The organism is Vibrio intestinalis (assembly GCF_025195085.2).
Classification (GTDB): domain Bacteria; phylum Pseudomonadota; class Gammaproteobacteria; order Enterobacterales; family Vibrionaceae; genus Vibrio; species Vibrio intestinalis.
Genome location: NZ_JANAVY020000021.1, coordinates 25,922 through 48,136, shown reverse-complemented (window position 1 = coordinate 48,136; position 22,215 = coordinate 25,922). Strand labels below are relative to the sequence as shown.

Below are 22,215 nucleotides of genomic sequence, written 5' to 3'. Positions count from 1 at the left end.
ATTCAGATAACTATTTCACTTCCAATAGCTCAACATCGAAGATAAGCGTTGCCGCTGGTGGGATAGGGCCTGTACCGTTTTTGCCATACGCTAGAGGGCTTGGAATAAACAAGCGGAACTTGTCGCCTTCAGACATGTAAGTCAGGCCTTCTTGCCAGCCTTTAATTACTTGGCCTACGCCAAACTCTATTGGCTCGCCACGTTCTACTGAGCTATCAAATACAGTTCCGTCGATAAGCGTGCCGTGGTAGTGCACTTTTACTTTGCTACTAGCCGTTGGTTGAACAGTGCCTTCGCCTTTTGACAATACTTGGTATTGCAAGCCACTTTCAGTAGTAACGACACCTTCTTTTTGGCCATTTTCAGCTAAGAAAGCCTGACCAAGTTGAAAGTTTTCATCTGACGCTTTGTGTGTTGTCCAAGTTCGGTAGATGAAAAAGCCCGCCAAAACGAAGATAACAATAGGGAAAATAATCTTAGACATGAACTCTATCCGTTGAATTATTGTTGATTAATAAGGAAGTTGATTGTGTTGGCAATGCCATCAACATCTTGGTGACCTGATGTGATCACTTGATATTTGCCATTAACGATGAAGGTTGGCACTGCGTTAATTTCAGCTTTAGTCGAGATTTCATCCGCTAGGTGAATGGCCTTGAAAAGCTGAGTTTGCTGCTCTTCATCCAAATCATAAGGACTGATTAGGCCGCGGCTTTCGAACGCTTTATCAATCGCTTGTTTGCGCTCTGTATTGGTTGCGCCTTCGCCCATTTGAACCGCAGCAAACAGATCAGCCATCATTTCGTGATCTGGTTGTTTTGCTAATTGCATTTCCGCACTGTAGTAAATCATGGCACTGATTTGTGCTGACTCGTTGAAAGTCACATGCAGTTTGCCAATTTTCTGGCCCGTTAGCTGTTCAATTTTCTCTAGCTCACCTTCCATTTGACGACAGTGGCCGCAAGTGAGTGAGAACACTTCTGTTACTTGGGGTAAGCGGTAAGTGGATAGGTTAGCAGGTAGAGCTTGGTATTGCTTACCTTCAACCGGAGTCGAGTTGTCAGAACAACCAACAAGAACAATGCTCGCACCAAGCGCAAGAAGGGTTAGAAGCTTTTTCATAGTTTGTATTCTCTAATCACACATGTGAATCAAAAGTGACGGTGATTTTACCGTTAACTCAGGGGTTTATATAGAGAGATTAGCAAAATCTAACAACTTAGGGTCATAGAAATGTCGAGATCACATCTAGAATCGGTTTTTCGCAGATAAACCTAAAGAATTTATTCAAAAGCACGATATAGAAATTGCACGCTATACGACCCTACGGTGAAACCATGAGAATAATTGCACTTTCATTACTATTAACCCTAACTGGCTGTGGAACCGTTCCAACGGATATCCTCACCAGTGATATGCTCGATGTCGCTCCAATGAGTGACTACGACGTAAAACATCCAGATTGGGGTAAAGCGACGATCGTACAAAGCTCAGGGGTCGAAGGCCCGTATGGTGAAAAAATGCCAGATGACCGAAACTCACTGGAGAGTTTTCTGGCAAAGCACAACTTGAACTACCAAGTATTGCCGGGTAACCATATGATGGTAAAACTGACCGACACCATTAAATTCCGAACTGGCTCGTCTCAAGTGTCGAATGAATCCGCGTATTGGTTGGATATGATTGGTCGCTACATTGCCACTCAGCCAGAAATTGACGTAGTGATTGATGGCCATGCAGACAACACGGGCTCAAGCGGTTTTAATGACAACCTGTCTGAAAAGCGTGCCGACGCGGTGAAACGACAGTTAATGAACAATCGCGTTAGCCAGCAATCGATTTTTACTCGTGGGTATGGTGAATACGCACCCGCATGTTCAAATGCTACTCGAGATGGCAAAGCGTGTAATCGTCGTGTAGAAGTGCTGTTTATTGTCTCGACAGACTAATTAGATTTTTAAAAAAGCGAGAACCATCAACAGAGGTGGTTCTCGCTTTTTGCCGTCTATAACTTGCAATAAGGCATGTGATGGTGCGCTCTATTCCGCCGTGTCAGTAGATTGCTCGCACAGTTTCTCTGATTCCGCTGTTGCTTGTTGTTTGGATGGGTGTTCAGCGATTGTCTCATCGGTGTCTGTTTGATCGCCATCGCGTTGGTAGCGTTTTACCAAAAATGGAGTCAGCATGATGCTAGAAGGGAAGAAGTGTTTCATGGCGATAACCTTATTTACAACAAGTGGATATCAGGTCATAAGACCTTGGCTACAGGTATTTAGCCTAAGCTGTCGACGGTAATAAGGTTTGTTTTAAATCAGAAAATCTACCGATATTGAAACTGACTTGATATAAATGACTGGTTTTGTGATGGGTATATAGATAAAAGCCCTGAAATATTCAGGGCTTTTGAAAGGATTAAGCAGTGGTTTCTACTTTAGCTGTTTTTTTTTCTTGCTGCATTTTTGCTAGGAAGTAGACGTTAACACATGCGATGAAACCGTTAGTTAAAACAACTGGCCATGCATCAATCATCAAACCGTAAGCGGTGAACAGTGCACAACCGATAAAGTTAAGAACACGTAGTTTCACGATGTCTTTCATAGTTAGCGAGATAGCTACCATGATAGATGCTGCGTAACCTAGAATTTCAATCACATTCATTTCCATTATTTGACCCTCTAAAATTTATGCCGCTTGATTGCGGTACCAATCTTCTCTTCGTGAGATAGTTGAGGAAGCTCCGTGCCTCGAGTGGTCTTAATTATCTGCTGCAAAATATAGCAGTGTCGATTATGTGATTAAAGCCCCAAATTTGGGTAAAGTGAAGGTTAGCGATTACGCAAACGATTTGCGCAACAAATTATTATGCATTCAATTAACCAGGAAAATAAAAAAAGCCCACATTCATTCATGCAGGCTTACACATAGTAACAATCAAACAGTATCAGTTACCGGTTGATTACTTCTTTTTACCTTGAAGAACTTGCTTATCTTCTTCAGTCAGTTCGCGAATGCGGCGGCTGATGTCACGGCGTTCTTTAGAGATTTCCGCGCTCTTGATGATGTGGTCATCAACACGATCTTCGTAGTCAGCTTTCATGTTCTTGATGATACCAACGATTTCGTCAGTGCTCATGTCTGTTTCGATGTAGTCTAGTAGGTTTTCTAGTAGGTCTACACGTTTACGGTTATCACGAACTTTCTTCTCGTTATCAATAAGTTCACGTTTTAACTTATTCTTACGACGTGCCTGAGCTACGATTTCAAATACACCACTCATAGGTTCCTTTCCTAGTTTTAACGTTAACTGTCAGTGATTAAATCACAACAGCGCACACGTTTACAGTATTTAGATCAATCATTACGGTAACTTGACGCTTTTATCATCAGATCGTCTGCTAGGTGATTGAGCCTGAAGTAGGAACGATATATGATTTTGCTATCCAAAAGAGTAGCGAAGTGGAAATTATGCGCCTTTCAGACATCATCATTCCCAAATCGGAAGATAAAGTCAGCAATCCGCGAACTGAAAAACTTGTTAATGCTTATAAATTTGAGCGCACGCAACAAGAAATCACCGAAGTAGAGTTAAATCGAACTAAAATTGTCATGATCGATGAGAATGGCAACATGAAGCGTGTTCCGATACTTTCTGAGCATTAATCATAGTGCTTCGCTCTGCTGCTCAATCTAAAATGAAAACATAAGGATATTGCGATGAATATTGAGCTTAACCCCGTTGAAGCGCGAGTGATAGGTTGTCTAATCGAAAAAGAAGTGACAACGCCGGATTATTATCCACTGACACTCAATAGCTTGACCTCCGCCTGTAATCAGAAAAGCAATCGCGAACCTGTCTTATCGTTAGATGAAAGTGAAATTCAACAAGCGGTTGATTCACTTATCGCTCGTCGTCTTGTCAGCGATGAAAGTGGCTTTAATAGCCGCGCTAACAAATTCCAACACCGTTTCTGTAACACTGAGTTTGGTGATCTAAAATTGACCGAGCAGGAAAAGGGCATTGTTTGTTGCCTATTGCTGCGCGGTACACAAACTCCGGGTGAACTGCGTACTCGCACCAACCGTTTAGCTGCTTTTACCGATGTAAAAGAAGTGGAAGCTGTCCTTGAAAATATGGCTGCTCGTTCGGAAGGCGCGTTGGTCGTGAAATTGCCCCGTGAAGCGGGCAAGCGTGAATCGCGCTATCAACACCTATTCAGTGGCGAAGTGGATTTAGAGACGTTACAGTCAGCATCGGATGCTGCGCCTGTGGCAAACTCTTCTCGCATTGAACAGTTAGAAGAAGAACTTTCGGCATTAAAAGCTGAGGTTGCTGAGCTACGCGCTATCGTCGACCAGTTAAATGGCTAACTCGGATAGCCAATGGAGCGTGTACTATGTGCGTACGCGCTCTAATGCTCTTTACTGCGGCATTACAACGGATGTAAATCGTCGCTTTGAGCAACATTGCAACGGAACAGGCGCGAAAGCGTTAAAGGGGAAAGGGCCACTCAGCTTGGTTTGGTCTCATCCTGCGGGCGACTCGCGCAGTAGCGCGTCAAAAATCGAATATCAGCTAAAAAAAATATCGAAACAACAAAAAGAAGCGCTGATCATTGGTAAGATGAGCCTCGAAGCAGTGCTTGGGAAGTCACAACAACAATAAAACCGCAACGGAATTGCCAAAAATGTATTACCCTTTGGTGAAGGGTGGCGCAAATTAACTGCCAAACCAACAAGATATGGTGAGAAAGGCAGTTGCGCATGACTCAACGAATATAAAGGCGAACAAAGCTTCGTTACGCTAGGTAAAAAGAGAACGGTTATGTATAAAACGGCTTTTGTAACCTTATTGTCGTCGGTTGTATGCGCGTCGGCATCGGCTCAAACGACGCAAGTGCTAAATGGTTACTGGCAATACGATGAATACTTACAAGCAAACGTAGTTCAAAGGCAACTGACAGAGAAGTTGGCGGAATCCGTTCGGCAAGCTCCGGTACCACTAAAAGCAATTCAGCAAAGACCGATTAATATTTCTGTGGTCTATCCGGGTCAGCAAGTGTCAGATTATTGGGTAAGGAATATTAAAGCATTCGAAACCCGAATGGAGAAACTTGGTATTCAATACAGCTTGAACCAAGTGTTTACCCGCCCGAATGTGGATGCCCGTCAGCAGAGTTTATCTCTACTGGAAGCGGTACAAAATCGCGCTGATTACCTTATCTTTACCCTCGATACTACTCGTCACCGCAAATTTGTCGAGCATGTTCTGAGCTCGTCAGACACCAAATTGATTCTACAAAACATTACCACGCCGGTACGTGCTTGGAATGAGCAACAGCCCTTTATGTATGTTGGGTTTGATCACATGACTGGCGCGCGTGAACTGGCGAAATACTATCAAGAGTCGTTAGACAAAAAAGGCGACTACTCGGTACTCTTCTTCTCAGAAGGATACGTCAGCGACGCCCGAGGTGACACCTTCATCGAGGAAATGCATCAAAATAGCAACTTCAAACTCTCTTCGTCCTATTACACCAAGGCGACCCGTGAATCGGGCTATCAGTCGGCGCTGAATGCGGTGAAGCAAAACCCGAACATTTCATTTATCTATGCATGTTCAACCGATGTTGCTTTGGGCGCTGCGGATGCACTTGAAAGCATTGGCCGTGGCGACATTATGATTAATGGCTGGGGCGGCGGCACAGCCGAACTTACCGCGATTGAGCAGGGCAAGTTAGATGTCACTGTGATGCGTATGAACGATGATACGGGCATCGCGATGGCAGAAGCGATTAAGCGAGATATACAAGGTGAGTCTGTCCCTCAAGTGTACTCAGGCGATCTCGAATTAGTTTCAGGCCAAGATTCACAGCAAAAAGTGGAGCAACTTAAGCAGCGCGCATTTAGGTATTCAGATAATTGATGAAGCTATGGAGAAGGTCTAGCGGGAACTATCGATTAGCTAGACTGTTTACGCATTCGATATTTTTGACCATCAGTGTACTGACGGTGGTCGTGCTGCTGCAAAATTATCAAGTCAATCGCCAAGTAGTGACGCAGGAGGTTGCACGCTCTAAGCTGCAAACCTCAAGTTTGGTACAAGAAATTTTCAATTTCCGTTTAGAGTCGATTGAGATTCTGCAAGATAGCTATAGCCGTAGCATAATGCTCGCGCAAGCGATTCGAGAGCGTAAAACGCGAGAAGTTGATCATTTCTTTATGTCTGTGGATCAAATTGACCCAGAGATTTCGCCAGATTTTCGTTTTATCAGCCGTAGTGGTAATTTACTTTGGAGCGATGGCAATAACCAGTTTTACGGCATCAAAGATGACCAGCTAATGCACATCTCTACCGATATGGTTACGGGTAATGATTGGTATTTGTCTCAAACACCTTCGAGTATGGGCACGCGCTATCTGTTGATTCGCCGCACATCGCTTGTGGCAATGAATAACGGTGAAGTATTAGGGGATGTGTTTGCCGGCTTGGTGCTGAACGATAATTTTGCGCTTACGCGCGCATTGCTGCAAGGCAGTAACGTGGATGATATTGCGTTATCGGTCGGCTCTGAGGTGATCGCGACCAGCATTAAGGATCAAAAGCGGCATATCGAGTGGTTAGAGCAATACTCTCCGCAGCTGAATGCCAATAAATATATGGTGTCTCGCACCGATTTAACCATAAACGGCGTGGCGACATTTCTTTCGGTTTATACCATTCAAAACAACGCTCATATCGCGCTAATGATGCAAGGCCATTATGCGTGGGTTGCTGTGGCAGTAATTTCGATTTTGATCATCGCATTTTATAGTCGTTATTGGCTAGGTCAGCGTGTATCGAAAGAGCTACAAAAGCTAATGCTCTACACTGAGCAAAGCGTCGAGGCACAGCGTGTTGAACCTTTTGAAGGTTCAAGCATTGCAGAGTTCAACAAAATAGGTCAATCCTTTCAACGTTCATTTAAGCGTTTGAGTGAGCAAGAGAAGCAATTTGCTGATCTGTTTAACTTTTCTCTTTCTCCGATTACCTTGTGGGACACTTCAGGTAATTTATTGCGTATGAACCCGGCAGCGGAGCGCAGTTTCCGCAGTGATGACCCGCATCAAGATAATTATCAGTTCTTGCTTGATAAGCTTATGCCGCAGATCCGAATGTGTGCCCATGGTGCGGCACTGACGGGCATTAACCTGACGATCGGCGATAAAACTTATCGCTGGAACTTGTCACCTATCGTGATTGATAACATTACCCGCTACGTTATCGCCCAAGGGCAAGATGTCACAAGTTTTGTGGAAGCAGAGCAACAAAGCCAAATGGCGCGTGTTGAAGCGGAAGAATCGGCGCGCGCGCGTGCTGACTTCTTAGCTAAAATGAGCCATGAATTACGCACTCCGCTAAATGGCATATTAGGTGTGTCTCAATTGCTTAAAGGCAAGCTAAGCGACATTAATGATATTGAGCATGTCGAAGTGTTAGTTAACAGTGGCGAACACTTACTGGCGGTATTAAATGATATTCTCGACTTCTCGAAGATAGAGCAGGGCAAGTTCCACATTCAGCACTCCGAGTTTAGGCTGCAAGAGCTGCTGAGCGCAGTAGAGAAAATCTATCGTCCCCTGTGTCACGACAAGAATATTGAACTGGAAGTCTACAGTAATATTCCATCTAACCTTGTCGCGGCCAGTGACCAAGTCCGCTTAAACCAAGTGCTGTTTAATTTGGTCAGTAACGCGGTTAAGTTTACCCATCAAGGCCACGTGCGCGTTGAGCTAATACTTAATCGAGAGCAAGAAGTACCGCAGTTGGAAATTTCTATCGAAGACACGGGCATTGGTATCGACAAACAACGCTTGGCACATATCTTTGACCCGTTTGTTCAAGCAGAAGCGACGACCACACGTGAGTACGGTGGCAGCGGCTTAGGGCTTGCGATCGTTTATAACTTAGTTGAGCTACTTGATGGTTCTATCCAGGTTATGAGTGAGATTGGTAAGGGCTCGCGCTTTATCGTTATTTTGCCGTTAGAAGTCGTGGAAAACGCCACGGAATTGACCTCAGGCGAGTTACTAGAAAATCCTGAAACCATGTTTGAGCGAGATCTTAAGGTATTGTTGGTTGAAGATAACCACACTAACGCCTTTATCGCCCGAGCATTCTGCGAGAAATATGGTATGAAGGTAACATGGGTAACGGACGGATATAACGCCATTGAGCATCTTAAAGAAAACCCGAATGTCGATTTGATTCTAATGGATAACCAGTTGCCAAACTTGGGCGGTATTGAGACCACCAAAATCATTCGACACGATCTGGCGATGAATGTGCCCATTTATGCTTGTACTGCTGATGGTATGCAAGACACCAAGCGTTCGTTTTTAACTGTCGGCGCGGATTACGTTATCATCAAGCCGATCAAGGAACTCGCACTGAATCAAGCATTTATACACTATAAGCAAAACTTCTATTTGCCCGCTAAAGCGGAGTAGCAAGGAAGGCCTTTTCCAATAGGGCTTGTTTTAATTCGGTATTCATTTCAACTTCATGGCTGAACTTAATACCGAATTTATGCCCTGTACGCTGCTTTTCGATGCTGACTATCGTGAGCTGCATTTCTTTAGAGAAAAACGCATTAAACTCAGAGTCGATTTCAATCACGCTATCGCTTTCGAGCGCATTTTCACCGCCGATGAATATCGCACAACCATTAATCGAAAAGTCGAGCATGGTGGCATTGTACGACACCGTATTGGAGAGCACAGTAATAGGCATATCCACTGGGTAGCGTTCATGGTTTCGAATCGGTTTAGACGCGAAGTGCGAAGGTATGCGAAGCAGCATTAGGTTGGTTGGGTGATTGACTATCGAAAGCACTGAAGTTTTAAATGCGATGATATGCCCAAGTTTAGATTGGGTAATCGCTCTTACTACAATCGTCACATTCGAAACCTGACGCATCACCAAGGCTTCTTGAACCTTTTTAGGTAGATCGATCAGCAGAAAGCGGTCAACCTTACATCCCACATATTCTGAGTTAAATGCATAGGTGTCTTTCGGACCAAATTGAAGCGAAACTGACAATTTGAGTCCGGCGGAGAGCAATGGCAAAAGGTGCTCGACGTGTGAATTGGGCATAATCAAAATTAACTAATAATACAGAACGATAACTATACGATTAAACTCAATAAATTGAATGGTTTGCAATCAATGAAATCGATAATTGAGAGCTCAATTACAACAAATGTAGATGAGATCGCCCTCGGGGAGAAAGGATATGGATGTGCGATTACCGACTAGTCGATAGCTAGCGGGCATGTAAAGCGAAAGCTCCGCTCTGAATAGGGAGATTAACCACTGCGTTTACCGTTATCGTAATTATTTGTTGTTATACCGAGTACGGTAGATTTTAGTCGTCACTTAGTTGAACAGCTTATTGATAAATAGTGCTTCTTCGTCGGTAATACTGACGCTAACTTGATCATCAAGCTGAGTGTTGATCTCACCGCGCAGGTCCATTAATTGCTGTGGTGTTAGTTTGTGAAGCTGCGCTTTTAGTAGTTCAAACTGTTTAGTATTTTGCATTGTATGCTGACCCCTATGGTCACCGATGTGTTGTTTCATTTTTCACCCCCGAGAAATTCAGAATAAAACAAGCTGGTTGTTTTTTGTCCGAACTATGTCAGGTGGAATTTATAAAACAGTAAATAGATAACGGGTGAAGCAGATTTCGGCTTCACCCGTTTGATTTGAACAGCAATGAGAAGGCGAGAACGCTACTTGGTTACTCGCACTGCGAACTTACTCGCCAGAGAGTGAAACTCCGGCAGCATACGGTAGATCAAATAGAGCTGCTGAAGCACCATGCGGGCGGAGCTATCATCCTCTTCACGCCACTCTGATAAACGCTTTTCAAGTGCTGGGTTATCGATGTCGCTGGTGTCACATTCGTCACACTGCTGGTTAAGCTGAGCAAACAGCACATCGAGATGGCGATGAATCACGCGGTGCGCATCTAATACTAATTGGTGGATATCTTCATCGGCGATGCGTGTTCGGTGTGCACCTAGCGCAGAAACATAACTAAGCAGCGCGTGGTTTAACGTCAACAAACGGAAGCTTTCATCAACCGCAGCAAGGTAGCGCCCTGGCTCCACCAACATAGCGCTAATGGCTGAGGCAAGGTTGGCATCTTGGTTATGCGCAGCGCGGCGAGTAATGCGATAGGTCAGGTTATCTTTTTTACCAATTCGATATTGGCCAATGATTTGCCCTAAGTAATCACGGTTCGCGCCAATTGCATCGGCCATGACTTTGTGCAAACGGCGTGATTGCCAGTCTGGCAATATGATGGTTACTGCTGCAACCGCCAAGGCGCAACCAATCAGGGTATCGGCCAAACGAGGTAAGACAACTGCATAGCCTTCACCTAACTGGTTAAAGCAGAACAGCACCAATAGAGTGATAAAGCCTGTCGCATAGCCATAGTTTGCCAATCGAAATGCGAAAAAGGCCACGCCGGAAATAACAATAAAGACTAGTTGGCTTTCTTGTGACGGGAACACAGTCAACAGAGGAACACCAATCAGTAATCCGGCTAACGTACCCAGCACACGCGCGACGAGCTTTTGCCTTGTTGCGCTGTAGTTAGGCTGGCAGACGAATAGGGTAGTCAGCAATATCCAGTATCCGCGCTCAATATCAAACGCTTGAATGATGCCGTAGCCAAGGGTAAGCGCAATCGACATACGCAGCGCATGACGAAATAGCATCGAATCTTTATTTAGATTAGCGCTGATGCGTTGCCACATGGTTTTGATTGTGTGGGCTTCGGTGTCATCAAGAACGCCTTCTTCTAAACGATTGGCGTCTGGATTGTTAACGTTGCTGAGCTGTTTATCTACCGTCGCAAGGTTATTGAATAAGTAGCCCAATTGGCTAAGCAAAGAGCGCCATTGTGGATTTTGCTGTTGCTGCAAGTAAGTGAGTGAGTTTTGTAGTTCATCAAGCGCTAAAACTGACTCTGAGCCATATTGATACTCCTTACCTAGGCGCAGCGCAGTCGCTATCTCTCGGCATGCTTGTGCCTGCATTTGTAAAACGTGTTTAAAGCGGAACAAAATGTCGGAGCGGTCAAAATGCCCAGCAAGTTCTTGATAGCGATAGTGGCTTGAGCTTACGCGTTCGTGAATGTCTTGCGCCAAAAAGTAGATATTTAAAAAGCGGTCGCTGGCACCATCAATATGGCCACGTTTAGAGCGGTTCAACAATGTTGACTTACACAGGTTCAGCGCACTGACCGTCGCGGCGTTTAATGTAGCTTCTTTGATTCGGTGCGGCTGTGGCGTAAGGTTAGACACTGGATGGAACAGCTCACTTTTGGCATCCAGATAGTTGGCGAGCTGCAAAAACACATGGGACAAACTTTGTTGAACGGGCTGCATTGGCCATAGAGCATGCCAGATCATCGACATGAAATAGTACCAAGCGGCACCTGTCATCAGCATTAACGGCTGAAACCATACATTGGTACTTTGGTGCGCGCCAAGCATAGCGTAGATAGCGATCAGCAATGAGCCAAAAGCTATGCTGGCATAACGTGGCCCGATAGCACCCAGCATGATAAAGCCAAATGTAGAGATAAACAGGCCAAGGGCAAACAATGGCGGATGGTCAAACAACAGCTCGATGGAGAATGAAGCAATACCGAAACAGATGAAAGTTAGAGTTAACGCTTTAAGTCGTCCGGTGAAGCTGTCGTCACTTTCTGCTAGTGCCGCAGCAATAACCCCAAGAATCAAAGGAATGATCAAAGAGTTGAGTTGGTAGTACCAAGTGGGTATCACCACACCAAGCAGCGTCACTAAAATTAGGATGCTGTAATTAAAGGTCTTATTGGCCCAATAGAGGCGTAATTGACTGACAAATTGCACGAGACTTCAACTTTTGCTTTTAAGAATGACTTTTTGTTTATAAGGATATAATACTAGCAGAATACCCATGGTAAACTGCTGATGCAGATAAAGAAACTCGTTTATTTGCTTAAGTTACAAGCACCATTAGCTTGACAGACCTTATTATGACATTAATTTTTCAAATCAAATTCTGATTACGCTATGATGGCAACATCAATACCCATAGGCTATGTATAATGCAGCTAAACGCTAACAAGACTGCAAAGTTTTTTATTCAAAACGAATACCACCAAGTATCCCTCGAAGAGCATCATGTTGTGTTAAGTTCCGAAATGAGTGAGGAACGCATTCCATTTAATGTATGGGATGGCCGTGTAGAGGTAAAACGTGGCTTGTTTTGGGGCGCACTTCAGTTCTATGCACATCAAGCTGATGGTACGCAGCAAGCTTGGCTAGTACAGGGCCTACCATGGGAAAAATGTCGCAAGTTTGCCCGCCAAGCTATTGCGCAATATCAGCAATGGCATAGCCATCAATGTAAGCAGCTAAATCAGTATCTACCTAAATGGGAAGAGAGTGTTGACGCTTTTGCCCGTGCGCAATCTTTTGTTACCCACAGCCAAGTAGAACACTGGCTCGCTCAGCTCAATCAAGATTTTTCCGATATGGCGATGACCCTTGAAGATGCCGAGCTTCGCATGCCTAGTCGTATGGAGAAGTTACTACCTTGGATAGAAGCGCCAGATGAAGCGCTTGCCGAGCGAAATCAGCAGTGGATGGAGAATGAGTTAGAAAACTGGAAAGTACTCTTTTCTCAAATTGAATCTTCACCATTGAATCTAAGCCAACAAAAAGCGGTGCTGCTCAATGATAACAATAACCTAGTGTTGGCAGGTGCTGGCTCAGGTAAAACTAGCGTATTGACCGCTCGTGTTGCTTACCTTTTAGAAGGGCATTTGGCTCCTGCTTCGCAAATCCTCATGTTAGCGTTTGGCCGTGAAGCGGCAAAAGAGATGCAGCAGCGCCTTGCGAGTAAAGTTGGGCCAAGTACTAACGACGTGACCGTTAATACATTCCACCAGCTTGGTTTGCACATCTTACGTCAAGTTGAGCAAGATCCCGTGGTGATCTCTCAAATCGCTTTGGATGATAACCTGCGACATGCTTGGTGTATTGATTGGTTGAAAAAGCACTGGATGACACCAACGAACTTCAAACGCTGGCAAAAGCACTTATCTCAGTGGCCAATCGCATATTTAGCGGGTGATGATGAACTGGGTAGCCAAGTAGAAAACCCTAAACTCATTGCATGGCTTGATACTCAATTGCAGCAACTAGCGGCGATGGGATGTACGAAAAAACAGCTGCAAGAGAAGTTAGTCGAGAGCAGTGACTACACTCGTTTTAATAGCGAACTCGCTTTGGTGTGGCCTTGCTATCAAGCGTGGCAACAAATGCTAAAAGAGCAAGGCGAGATTGATTTTAACATCATGATCAGCCGAGCTACCCAATATGTACAAAAAGGTAAGTTTAACTCGCCTTGGAGGTACATCATGATTGATGAATACCAAGATATTTCTCCGCAGCGCTTAGCTTTGGTCGAAGCGCTCTGTAAGCAAAATGAACAGCAAGATTGTGTGTTGTTCGCAGTTGGGGATGATTGGCAGTCAATTTATCAGTTTGCCGGTGCGGATGTAGACCTAACAACAGGCTTTGCTGAGCGATTCCCGCATTCTACCTTGCACTATTTAGATACTACGTATCGTTTTAACAACCAACTTGGCAATGTCGCGAACCAATTTGTACAGCAAAACCCTCGTCAAATTGAAAAGGCGCTCAATAGCCATAAAGAACAGAAAGCCAAAGCGGTTGTGCTGACTGCAATGGCTAATGTCGAAAAGATCTTGGATCAACTGGATCGTAAGAGTAAAAAAGCGCAATCAGTATTGCTGCTTGGGCGTAACCACTACCATAAGCCAGAGCTATATGCAGAGTGGAAGAAGCAATTTAATCAACTCGATATAGAGTTTATGACTTGTCACTCGAGTAAAGGAAAAGAAGCGGATTTTGTGATTGTATTGAATGTGGATGAAGGTCAATTCCCAGCGCGGGTAAAAATGCCACACATTGATACCGCATTAACCCGTTCAGATGACGACTACCCATATGCAGAAGAGCGCCGTCTGTTTTACGTTGCGCTGACCCGTGCGAAGAAGAAAGTATGGGTTACTTATACTGGTAGTGGCTCAAGTTTTATCAAGGAGCTACTGCAAGGGGACTACCCAGTAGTAGAAGCCAAGTAGCCTTCAATTCAATATATCGAGAACCCAATAAAAAACCGAAGCATTTAGCTTCGGTTTTTTCTATCACCAATGCGATGAACATTGTAGGACAAGCTTAAGTTCGCTCGGCCAAGTATGCATCGTAGTCAGGGATTTCAATATCCACTTCTTGTTCAATGAGATCAGAAGAGAATAAGAACTTTGCTGTCGCTCGGTTAGTGGCAACAGGGATGTTCCATACACTCGCAATACGCAGCAATGCTTTTACGTCTGGGTCATGAGGTACTGCATTGAGCGGGTCCCAGAAGAAAACTAACACGTCGATTTTTCCTTCAGAAATCAACGCTCCCAATTGCTGGTCACCGCCCATTGGGCCGCTGATCATAGATTTTATTGCTAAGCCCGTTTCTTTACTGAGCATTGTACCTGTCGTGCCTGTAGCATAAAGGAAGTGACGTTGTAGTTTTTCTTTGTTTTCCTTCACCCAGCGAAGTAGCTCTGGCTTACAGTTATCATGAGCAACGAGAGCAACATGTTTATGGGCTGGCATAGTGCGCGTGGTTTTTTGCATTAATACGTCCTAGTTTGTATAGAAAGTTGGGCGATACTCTGAAGGTGAAAGCGAGTCAGCCACAACGGTAGGGTTGAGGTTATTGGGTGTCAAAGCTTCAATAATCGGCGCTTCGATCTTTTTAAAAGGTGTGCCGTTAAGGTAATCATTGGCCTGTCTCATTGACAATCGGCCTTGTAGAACCATTTTATCTGTTGGCGCGAATTCCACACGTTTACGCAATAGGCCACGATAAACGCCGTGACTTAAATAAGTCGAAACCAAGCCAATTTGGTCAGATTTGTTCGCTGCTCGAAGCTCACTGATCGCCGCTTCAGTGGCTACTGCGCTACCAACGATATAATCCACATCGTAGTTATCGATGGTTTGCTGAACTAAATTACGTTGCAGCTCTTTGTCGTTATCAGCCCAGAAGGTATCAAGAATATTGATATCACTGTCTTTAAGCGCGGCAATTAGGCCAACCATGACGGGTTTCGTTCCACCGCTCGATTTAGGCCCAGGTAGAATCACGATATTTGTTTTGCCCGATCCTTTCGGGTGCTTATCTTTAAGGTATTTGCCCGTGTAGTACCCCATCCAATACCAATCTACGCCCACTTCACCTTTAAGCACTTGGCGATTTGTGTCGTCGACCAATAGCTTGTTGACCGTAGCAAATACTGGTGTATTACCTACATACTGCTTAAGTGAGCTGAAATAGAGCTCAGGCGCAACGGTGCCCAAAATAATCGCATCAGCGCCCCAGCGGGTACATAAGGATAATTGTTGCTGCTGTTTATCGTGATGCGGGTAGCCGCCTGCTTCCAGTACGCGTAGATCTACGCCAAGCTTGCGCGCTTCGTCAACCATGCCATAGTTAACTGAAAGCCAATATGAATCTTTAAGGTGCGGATATATTGCGCACACTTTGTGCGGTTCTTGCGCAAAGAGATTGGCAGAGCAGCTAAGTCCGGCGAAAAGTAGGGTAAAAGCGCGCAATGTTTTGCGGGTAACAGATGATGGCATGTGGTTTTCGTTGGATAAAATAGTCTAAACATTGCAGAATATAGCGCATATTCTGAGAGTTAAGAAGTGATGAATTTGGATGTTACTCGCTAAAGCCAGTATTGGGCGTAAGCTGTTATTTGCGTTTCTCGCAATGGCATTGTTGGTGTTGTTGTCATCGGTGATCGGTGTTTTTGGTTTTTCATCGGTAGCGAAAACAGAGCGTAACGTCGTTAACTCGGCAATTCCTTCGATGATTGAAGCCCGTCAAGTGGCCGAACTCAGCTCTCGTATCATCGCTTCGGTACAAACGCTATCAAACGCGAAAAATGAAGCGCAGCGTAAAGAATCCGGCCAAGTGCTATTCTCTCAGTTGGAAGCATTACTTACTCACATTAAACAGTTGGGGTCAGACTCGTTTGACTCGCAACTGCTCTCTACACTTGAAAACGACGTGCAAAAAGTCATCGACACTCTAAGCCAACTAGGTGTCGTGGTTGAAAAGAAACTCTTCTTGGATCAAGACGTAGCATTACGCACCAAAGAAATGCGTACATTAGCTAAAGAGCTAGAGCAACTCACTCGAACTCAAGTGGCCAACACCAGCACTATCGCGGTTGCCAACGTTACTCATATTTATGATCTCTTAGCTAAAGAGCAAACCGGTAAAGCGTACCAAGCGTTGGACGCTCTAGTAGAAGTCGACCTCGATTTGGCAGAGCGCTTACATGAGCTGCATTTGATGGCGTTTCAAATGCTCAACCACATTGAAGAGGTGAGAACGATCTCTGACCTTGAGCGCTTATACACCATTCGTAATCAGTTTAAAGATAACCTCTCTATTATGCAGCGCAGGGTAAAAGCAGTAGAAGACCCAACGCGCTCTGTGCAAATGTCTGACTTGCTCGACAAGCTAGAGAAACGCGAAGTTGTATTTGATGTTCTGTTACAACGTCACGATAATGAGCGAATCTCCCAACAGTTAATGCAAGATACATTGACTCAGTTTTCGACCTTGAATGCCACAGTAAACAGGCTGGTGGACGATTCTAACTCGACAACTACCGCCGCGGTCGAAGAGCTTAAAACAACGCTAGATTATGCCCAGCTATCTCTAACTATCATCACGGTGCTAGGTATGGTGATCGTAGTAGTGATCGTTTGGAAGGTGGTTTATGTATCGGTACTCAAGCGTCTAGCTGAGTATTCATCTGCACTGCTATCCATCGCGCAAGGCCAATTGAAAGTTGATATTACTGTGAAAGGCAATGATGAACTCGCGCATATGGGGCAAGCGATCATTACCGCGCGAAACACCGCGCAGGCGCTGAAAGTCGTAGCTGAGAGTGAGATCAAAGCTAAACGCGAGCTCGAAGAACACAAAGGCCAACTTGAACAGCTCATCACAGAGCGTACGCAGCAACTTCAGCAAGCCAACACACGCTTGAACCAAGAAGTGCTCAACCACGCTAATGCGCGTCAAGAAGCCGAACAAGCCAGCCGCGCTAAATCTGCCTTCTTGGCGACGATGAGCCATGAAATTCGCACGCCGATGAATGGCGTGCTAGGTACTGCGCGCCTACTAAAAGATGAGGGGTTGAGTAATAAGCAATCCTATTATGTCGACATTATAAATCGCAGTGGTAAAAACTTAATGGCCATTCTTAATGACGTGCTTGATTACTCGAAAATTGAAGCCGGGCATTTAGAGGTTCGCCCAATCGATTTTAACTTGCACCATATGGTGGATGATGTTCATCAGTTGATGATGGGGCGCGCACAAGAAAAGCAACTCGATCTAAGTTGTGTGATTGAAAGTGATGTCACGACCTTCTGGTATGGCGATGTGACACGTATTAGCCAAGTGCTAACCAACTTGGTTGGTAATGCGATTAAATTTACCGAGCAAGGCCATGTCGATATATATGTCTCGTTAGACGATGAACCCAATCATGTGATGTTCGAAGTATCAGACAGTGGAATAGGTATCTCAGAGCAAGAGACAACAACACTGTTTGATGCCTTTACGCAAGCATCAGGGGGCTTGAGTAGTAAAGGCGGTACTGGGCTTGGCCTTGCCATCAGTAAACGTATTGTTGAAGCCATGGGTGGCTCGCTTGAGGTTGAATCCAATGTGGGGCAAGGTAGCCGATTCTGGTTCAGTGTTCCGCTTGCTATTGGTCAAGAAGTCGAGAAGAAAGAGCCAGCAAGCACTTGTGTGACGGCAGCTAAAGTGCTGCTAGTGGAAGATAACCCAGTCAACCAAGTGGTGGCGGAAGGTTTCTTACACAAACTTGGCCATCAAGTGGTGATTGCCGAAGATGGCGCTCAAGCAAAAGCTTTGTTTGACGACCAAAGCTTCGATATTGCGTTGCTCGATATTAATTTGCCAGATTGCGATGGCATGGAGCTACTTGGTGAGTTACGTCAGCGCGAGCAGGTTAAGCAAGAAGGGACCATTCCGTTTATTGCCATTTCAGCACACGTCTATAATGAAGAAGTTGAGTGTTACTTGGCGGCAGGCTTTGATGGCTATTTGCCTAAGCCACTCGATAAAGACGCCCTTTGCCAGCTTATTCAAAGTCACTTAGAGGGTAAAACTTTACTCACTGAGGCTATGCCTTGTGAACCAGAGCCGGAAACCGCGATGACAGAACAACTACTAAATGAACGCATCATCCAAGACGATTTAGCCGTTCTGGGTAAAGCGAAAATGCAACAAATTATCACGTTATTTGTCGATGGCAGCGATGAAATGCTCCACCAGTTATCACAAGCTGAAGAGAGTGGTAATTCAACGCAAATAAAGCAGATTGCTCATAAACTGAAAGGCTCGGCTGGCAGCTTAGGTTTAAGCGCCCTACATGACATTTGTATGCAAATTGAGAAGGGTACAACGCCACTAGAAGCCTACCAGCAAAGAAAAGATGCGCTAGTGGATGTGGTGCAGCAATCCAAATTGGCGTTATTAGCCGCAGTGAGTTAATCAATACTCCTTAGAACAAAGCAAAAGAGCCAGCATAGTTGCTGGCTCTTTGTTTATCTTCTAGTGAGATTCGTTTTGTTTAAACAATCGCTTGTTGAAGAATTTGGCGAGATTGTTCTAGGTTGATGGCTTGTTTTTCACCTAGCGCCACCATGCCATGTTTCTCTAGTTGATTGATTACCGCATCAACTGCGCCTTGCTTGTCATTTTCATAGCCATTGAAAGTCGTATCGACGCCTAAGCTGTGATAGAAAGCTTCGATTTGTTCGATGGTTTTCAGCGCTAAATCGTCACTAGCAGGCAAATCAAACACGTTTCTGCCTAACTGTTCTAATTTGGCTTTCTTACTCTCCAGCTGATTACGCAATAAATGCGGCTGTACAATGGCAAGCGAACGTGCGTGGTCGACATGCCATAGAGCGGTGAACTCATGGCCAATCATGTGCGTTGCCCAGTCATGAGGAACGCCAGAGCCAATAAGGCCATTTAACGCTTGGTTTGCTGTCCACATAAGGTTTGCACGCCATTGATCACTATCGCGCTCGGCAAACTCTGCACCTAAGTGTTTTAGGTTACGCAGTAAGGCTTCGGCATAGCCATCTTGAACCATCGCGCCATGGTCAAAGGTTAAGTACTGTTCACACACGTGTACCCAAGCATCTACTAAACCATTTAGCAATTGACGCTCTGGTAGTGTTTTCATTACATCTGGGTCCATCACCGCGAACACAGGTTGAACATGTGAAGACATAAACGGAAGTTTGTCATGAGTCTCTGCTTTGGTGATTACAGCGCCAGAGTTTGATTCAGAACCCGTAGCTGGAAGCGTTAAGATTGCGCCAAGTGGGGTTGCACTTGTCACGGCATGTTTGCCAATCATGATATCCCAGCCATCGCCGTCATATTGCGCAGCCGCCGCGACATATTTACTGCCATCAATGACTGAGCCACCACCAACAGCGAGAATAAAGTCGATATCGTGCTCTTTGACCATAGCAACAGCCTTATCGAGCGTTTCTTTAGTAGGGTTCGGCTCAACACCAGAAAACTCAAACCATTGATGGTTTGATAGCGCCTGTGTTACTTGGTCATATACGCCGTTTTTCTTAATCGAGCCACCACCGTAGATGACTAACACTTTGGATGAGCTATCGATAGCCGAAGAAATCGAGTTAATTTGGCCTTGACCAAAATAGATGTGTGTAGGGTTGGAGTAGGAGAATTGCATGACCATTACCTCTTAGAGTGTAATTTCGACTTTCAACTGGGGTAGATTTCGTAGTAAATGACGAATCCACCTAGATTATAGAGTCGTGTTGTTGGTTTTGTTATGAGTAGTCTAGACATTTAGGCTTTTACGATATTGCAAATGAATTGATCAGCAAGCTAATTTGATTCGCCAGAATACAGTGGCCTAAACATAAAGCTAAGATTGGGTCTGCATTGCATGAATACAAGTGATAAGTCAAAACTAAATAGGGAAAAAACAGTTTACAAAATTGCTGTTTTTAAATGAGTTATTTTTGTCCATACTGAACTCTCCCTATAGGAGATCTAGTCAATCTTCTGCGACACCCTCTAACCGATGTTAGAGGGTGTTTTTGTTAGAACTGGTAACTCTCCGGTACAACGACTATGCCGTTTTCAGAAATATGAAAACGCTTAGCGTCTTCGATTCGATTTAATCCAATTTGAGTTCTTGGTGGGATACGAACATGTTTATCGACAATACAGTTGATCAGTTGGCACCCTTCACCCACCTCGACATCATCAAATAGAATACTGTCTACCACAGTGGCACCATCATTAATTCGCACATTGGCTGACACTACAGAGTGTTGCACCGAGCCTCCAGAGTTGATCACACCATTGGCGATAATCGAGTTGATAAAGATTCCTTCGTTACCCGTTTCAGACGACACTGTGCGTGCAGGAGGGTACTGGCGCTCATAAGTTCTAATGGCCCAATCTTTTTGATATAAGTTCATTGGTGGGATAGGTTCGAGTAAATCCATGTTTGCTGCGTAAAAAGAGTCGATGGTGCCGACGTCACGCCAATAACAGTCAACCGCCACACGGCCTAAATCATTGCAAAATTGATGAGCGAAAACTTGTTGAGAGTCGATAAGTTTAGGGATGATATCTTTGCCGAAGTCGTGGCTAGAGGCATCAATTGTCGCATCCGTTTCTAATACTTCACGCAACACCTCAACATCAAATACATAGATACCCATTGAAACCATACTGCGGTTAGAATTGCTAGCTAGCGTTGGCGGGTTGTCTGGCTTTTCGATGAAATCAGTCACCACACAACTCTCTGTCGTGTTAATCACGCCAAACTGTTTGGCATCTTCTTTGTCTACATCCATACAGGCTATTGTGAGCTTAGCGTTATTACGCTTGTGCTCTTCAATCATGGCCGCGTAGTCCATTCGGTAGATATGGTCGCCAGAAAGTACAACCACGTATTTGGCTTCACTTCGGTCAAGCAGCCACAAGTTGTGGTAAATGGCGTCAGCTGTACCTTCATACCATTTCCCGCCGCCACGCATTTGAGGAGGAACAACGGTAACGAACTCACCTAGCTCGGGGTTAAAAATGGACCAACCGTCACGTAAGTGTTTTTGAAGCGAATGAGATTTATATTGGGTAAGAACCAAAATTCGACGTAAACCCGAGTGCAAACAGTTGGTTAGCGTGAAATCAATAATGCGATATTTGCCTCCAAATGGCACGGCAGGTTTGGCACGATCATCGGTGAGAGGGCTGAGCCTTGAGCCTACGCCTCCGGCGAGTACAACGGTTAGCACGTCTTGCATGGTATCTCCCTATATGACGGATTGTTCTAACCAGAGTAGTACAAGAAATAGACCAGATTGGAAGTGACTGGTTTTTATGAATATTTGGAGTGGCGAATAGCAAGCGTTGTCTCAAACTTGTGCAATAAAAATGTCTGTTGCACCAAAATGATGTGGAAGGTCAGTTCCATTTTTGTGCAAAAAAACAACGAAAATTAAAAGAAACGCTGTTCTTTATAATTTTGGTTTGATATATTGAATGGCATACCAAATAAATAGGGTTTAAAAATGAAGAAATTAGCATTAGTTGTTTTAGGTCTGTCATTTTCTTTTTCAGCAATGGCTAACGTTGATGTAGTCATCGAGAAGAAGCGCGTATTCTGTCACTCTCAAAGTGCAATGAACACGTTCATGAAGCGTAAAGACCGTACTAAACTGGCTAACCTACCTGATGGTTGTAAAGTGACTGATCGCAAACGTCGCGGTGAGCTAGTGAAAAAATTCCCTAAACTTGGCTACGTTGAAGTTGAGTTGAAAACAGGCAATAACGTTTACGTTGACCGTCAAGCTATTCGCATTGATAACTAATCGAAGCGTTTGAAGAATCAAAAAAGCACCTCATTTGAGGTGCTTTTTTATTATTGGTTACTTCTAAACAGTGATGAGCTTAGCTGCAAGCGT

Annotated in this window: 21 protein-coding genes; 9 read left to right on the top strand and 12 right to left on the bottom strand. The window is 44.6% G+C overall.

Annotation, left to right across the window (positions count from 1 at the left end):
• Nucleotides 1-10 precede the first annotated feature (10 nt).
• Complete coding sequence (bamJ, locus tag MU515_RS18660) at nt 11-484, bottom strand: BamJ family beta-barrel-assembly machinery protein (RefSeq protein ID WP_260261908.1); 474 nt, start codon at nt 482-484, stop codon at nt 11-13.
• 17 nt (nt 485-501) lie between these two features.
• Nucleotides 502-1,122, bottom strand: a complete 621-nt coding sequence (locus MU515_RS18655; protein WP_260261907.1) for a thiol:disulfide interchange protein DsbA/DsbL — start codon at nt 1,120-1,122, stop codon at nt 502-504.
• 215 nt (nt 1,123-1,337) lie between these two features.
• Here MU515_RS18655 and MU515_RS18650 point away from each other — a divergent pair, with 215 nt between their 5' ends.
• Entirely contained in the window at nt 1,338-1,949 is a 612-nt protein-coding gene (locus MU515_RS18650) for an OmpA family protein (RefSeq protein WP_260261906.1), read from the top strand.
• 90 nt (nt 1,950-2,039) lie between these two features.
• Here MU515_RS18650 and MU515_RS18645 read toward each other — a convergent pair whose 3' ends face one another.
• The 3 genes from MU515_RS18645 to MU515_RS18635 form a co-directional block, all read right to left on the bottom strand.
• Nucleotides 2,040-2,213, bottom strand: coding sequence for a hypothetical protein (locus MU515_RS18645; RefSeq protein ID WP_260261905.1), 174 nt, complete (start codon nt 2,211-2,213; stop codon nt 2,040-2,042).
• A gap of 199 nt (nt 2,214-2,412) precedes the next feature.
• Complete coding sequence (locus tag MU515_RS18640; RefSeq protein ID WP_260261904.1) at nt 2,413-2,664, bottom strand: YgjV family protein; 252 nt, start codon at nt 2,662-2,664, stop codon at nt 2,413-2,415.
• A gap of 292 nt (nt 2,665-2,956) precedes the next feature.
• Nucleotides 2,957-3,277 carry a DUF496 family protein gene (locus tag MU515_RS18635; protein ID WP_260261903.1) on the bottom strand — a complete coding sequence of 107 codons (321 nt, stop codon included), beginning with the start codon at nt 3,275-3,277 and terminating at the stop codon, nt 2,957-2,959.
• Nucleotides 3,278-3,465: 188 nt separating this feature from the next.
• Here MU515_RS18635 and MU515_RS18630 point away from each other — a divergent pair, with 188 nt between their 5' ends.
• The 5 genes from MU515_RS18630 (at nt 3,466) to luxQ (ending at nt 8,487) form a co-directional block, all read left to right on the top strand.
• Entirely contained in the window at nt 3,466-3,660 is a 195-nt protein-coding gene (locus tag MU515_RS18630) for a hypothetical protein (protein ID WP_260261923.1), read from the top strand.
• Nucleotides 3,661-3,714: 54 nt separating this feature from the next.
• Complete coding sequence (locus MU515_RS18625) at nt 3,715-4,368, top strand: YceH family protein (RefSeq protein ID WP_260261902.1); 654 nt, start codon at nt 3,715-3,717, stop codon at nt 4,366-4,368.
• Entirely contained in the window at nt 4,361-4,663 is a 303-nt protein-coding gene (locus tag MU515_RS18620) for a GIY-YIG nuclease family protein (protein WP_260261901.1), read from the top strand. Before MU515_RS18625 ends, MU515_RS18620 begins: the two co-directional genes overlap by 8 nt.
• Before the next feature lie 159 nt (nt 4,664-4,822).
• Entirely contained in the window at nt 4,823-5,923 is a 1,101-nt protein-coding gene (locus MU515_RS18615) for an autoinducer 2-binding periplasmic protein LuxP (protein ID WP_260261900.1), read from the top strand.
• A complete protein-coding gene (gene luxQ / locus MU515_RS18610; RefSeq protein WP_260261899.1) occupies nt 5,923-8,487 on the top strand; it encodes a quorum-sensing autoinducer 2 sensor kinase/phosphatase LuxQ in 2,565 nt (854 codons plus the stop codon). Before MU515_RS18615 ends, luxQ begins: the two co-directional genes overlap by 1 nt.
• Here the strand turns inward: luxQ and MU515_RS18605 are convergent.
• The 3 genes from MU515_RS18605 to yccS form a co-directional block, all read right to left on the bottom strand.
• The gene (locus MU515_RS18605; protein ID WP_260261898.1) at nt 8,474-9,079 is read right to left on the bottom strand and encodes a PilZ domain-containing protein; all 606 of its coding nucleotides are present in this window, start codon (nt 9,077-9,079) and stop codon (nt 8,474-8,476) included. The genes luxQ and MU515_RS18605 overlap by 14 nt on opposite strands.
• Before the next feature lie 336 nt (nt 9,080-9,415).
• A complete protein-coding gene (locus tag MU515_RS18600; RefSeq protein ID WP_260261897.1) occupies nt 9,416-9,580 on the bottom strand; it encodes a hypothetical protein in 165 nt (54 codons plus the stop codon).
• Between the two features lie 191 nt (nt 9,581-9,771).
• On the bottom strand, nt 9,772-11,928 hold the full coding sequence (gene yccS / locus MU515_RS18595) for a YccS family putative transporter (protein WP_260261896.1): 2,157 nt from the start codon (nt 11,926-11,928) through the stop codon (nt 9,772-9,774).
• A gap of 218 nt (nt 11,929-12,146) precedes the next feature.
• Between yccS and helD the strand changes: the two genes are divergently transcribed.
• Nucleotides 12,147-14,213, top strand: a complete 2,067-nt coding sequence (gene helD / locus MU515_RS18590) for a DNA helicase IV (protein ID WP_260261895.1) — start codon at nt 12,147-12,149, stop codon at nt 14,211-14,213.
• Nucleotides 14,214-14,307: 94 nt separating this feature from the next.
• Here the strand turns inward: helD and MU515_RS18585 are convergent, their stop codons facing one another.
• Both MU515_RS18585 and torT read right to left on the bottom strand, forming a co-directional pair.
• A complete protein-coding gene (locus MU515_RS18585) occupies nt 14,308-14,763 on the bottom strand; it encodes a methylglyoxal synthase (RefSeq protein WP_260261894.1) in 456 nt (151 codons plus the stop codon).
• Between the two features lie 9 nt (nt 14,764-14,772).
• Entirely contained in the window at nt 14,773-15,771 is a 999-nt protein-coding gene (torT, locus tag MU515_RS18580; protein ID WP_260261893.1) for a TMAO reductase system periplasmic protein TorT, read from the bottom strand.
• Between the two features lie 79 nt (nt 15,772-15,850).
• Here torT and torS point away from each other — a divergent pair, with 79 nt between their 5' ends.
• Nucleotides 15,851-18,736, top strand: coding sequence for a TMAO reductase system sensor histidine kinase/response regulator TorS (gene torS / locus MU515_RS18575; protein ID WP_260261892.1), 2,886 nt, complete (start codon nt 15,851-15,853; stop codon nt 18,734-18,736).
• Nucleotides 18,737-18,815: 79 nt separating this feature from the next.
• Here torS and MU515_RS18570 read toward each other — a convergent pair whose 3' ends face one another.
• Both MU515_RS18570 and glgC read right to left on the bottom strand, forming a co-directional pair.
• Nucleotides 18,816-19,964: an iron-containing alcohol dehydrogenase gene (locus MU515_RS18570; protein WP_260261891.1), complete on the bottom strand. Its 1,149-nt coding sequence runs from the start codon at nt 19,962-19,964 to the stop codon at nt 18,816-18,818.
• Nucleotides 19,965-20,340: 376 nt separating this feature from the next.
• Nucleotides 20,341-21,555, bottom strand: coding sequence for a glucose-1-phosphate adenylyltransferase (glgC, locus tag MU515_RS18565; RefSeq protein WP_260261890.1), 1,215 nt, complete (start codon nt 21,553-21,555; stop codon nt 20,341-20,343).
• 267 nt (nt 21,556-21,822) lie between these two features.
• On the opposite strand from glgC, the gene MU515_RS18560 reads away from it, so the two are divergent.
• On the top strand, nt 21,823-22,122 hold the full coding sequence (locus tag MU515_RS18560; RefSeq protein ID WP_260261889.1) for a hypothetical protein: 300 nt from the start codon (nt 21,823-21,825) through the stop codon (nt 22,120-22,122).
• Nucleotides 22,123-22,215 lie beyond the last annotated feature (93 nt).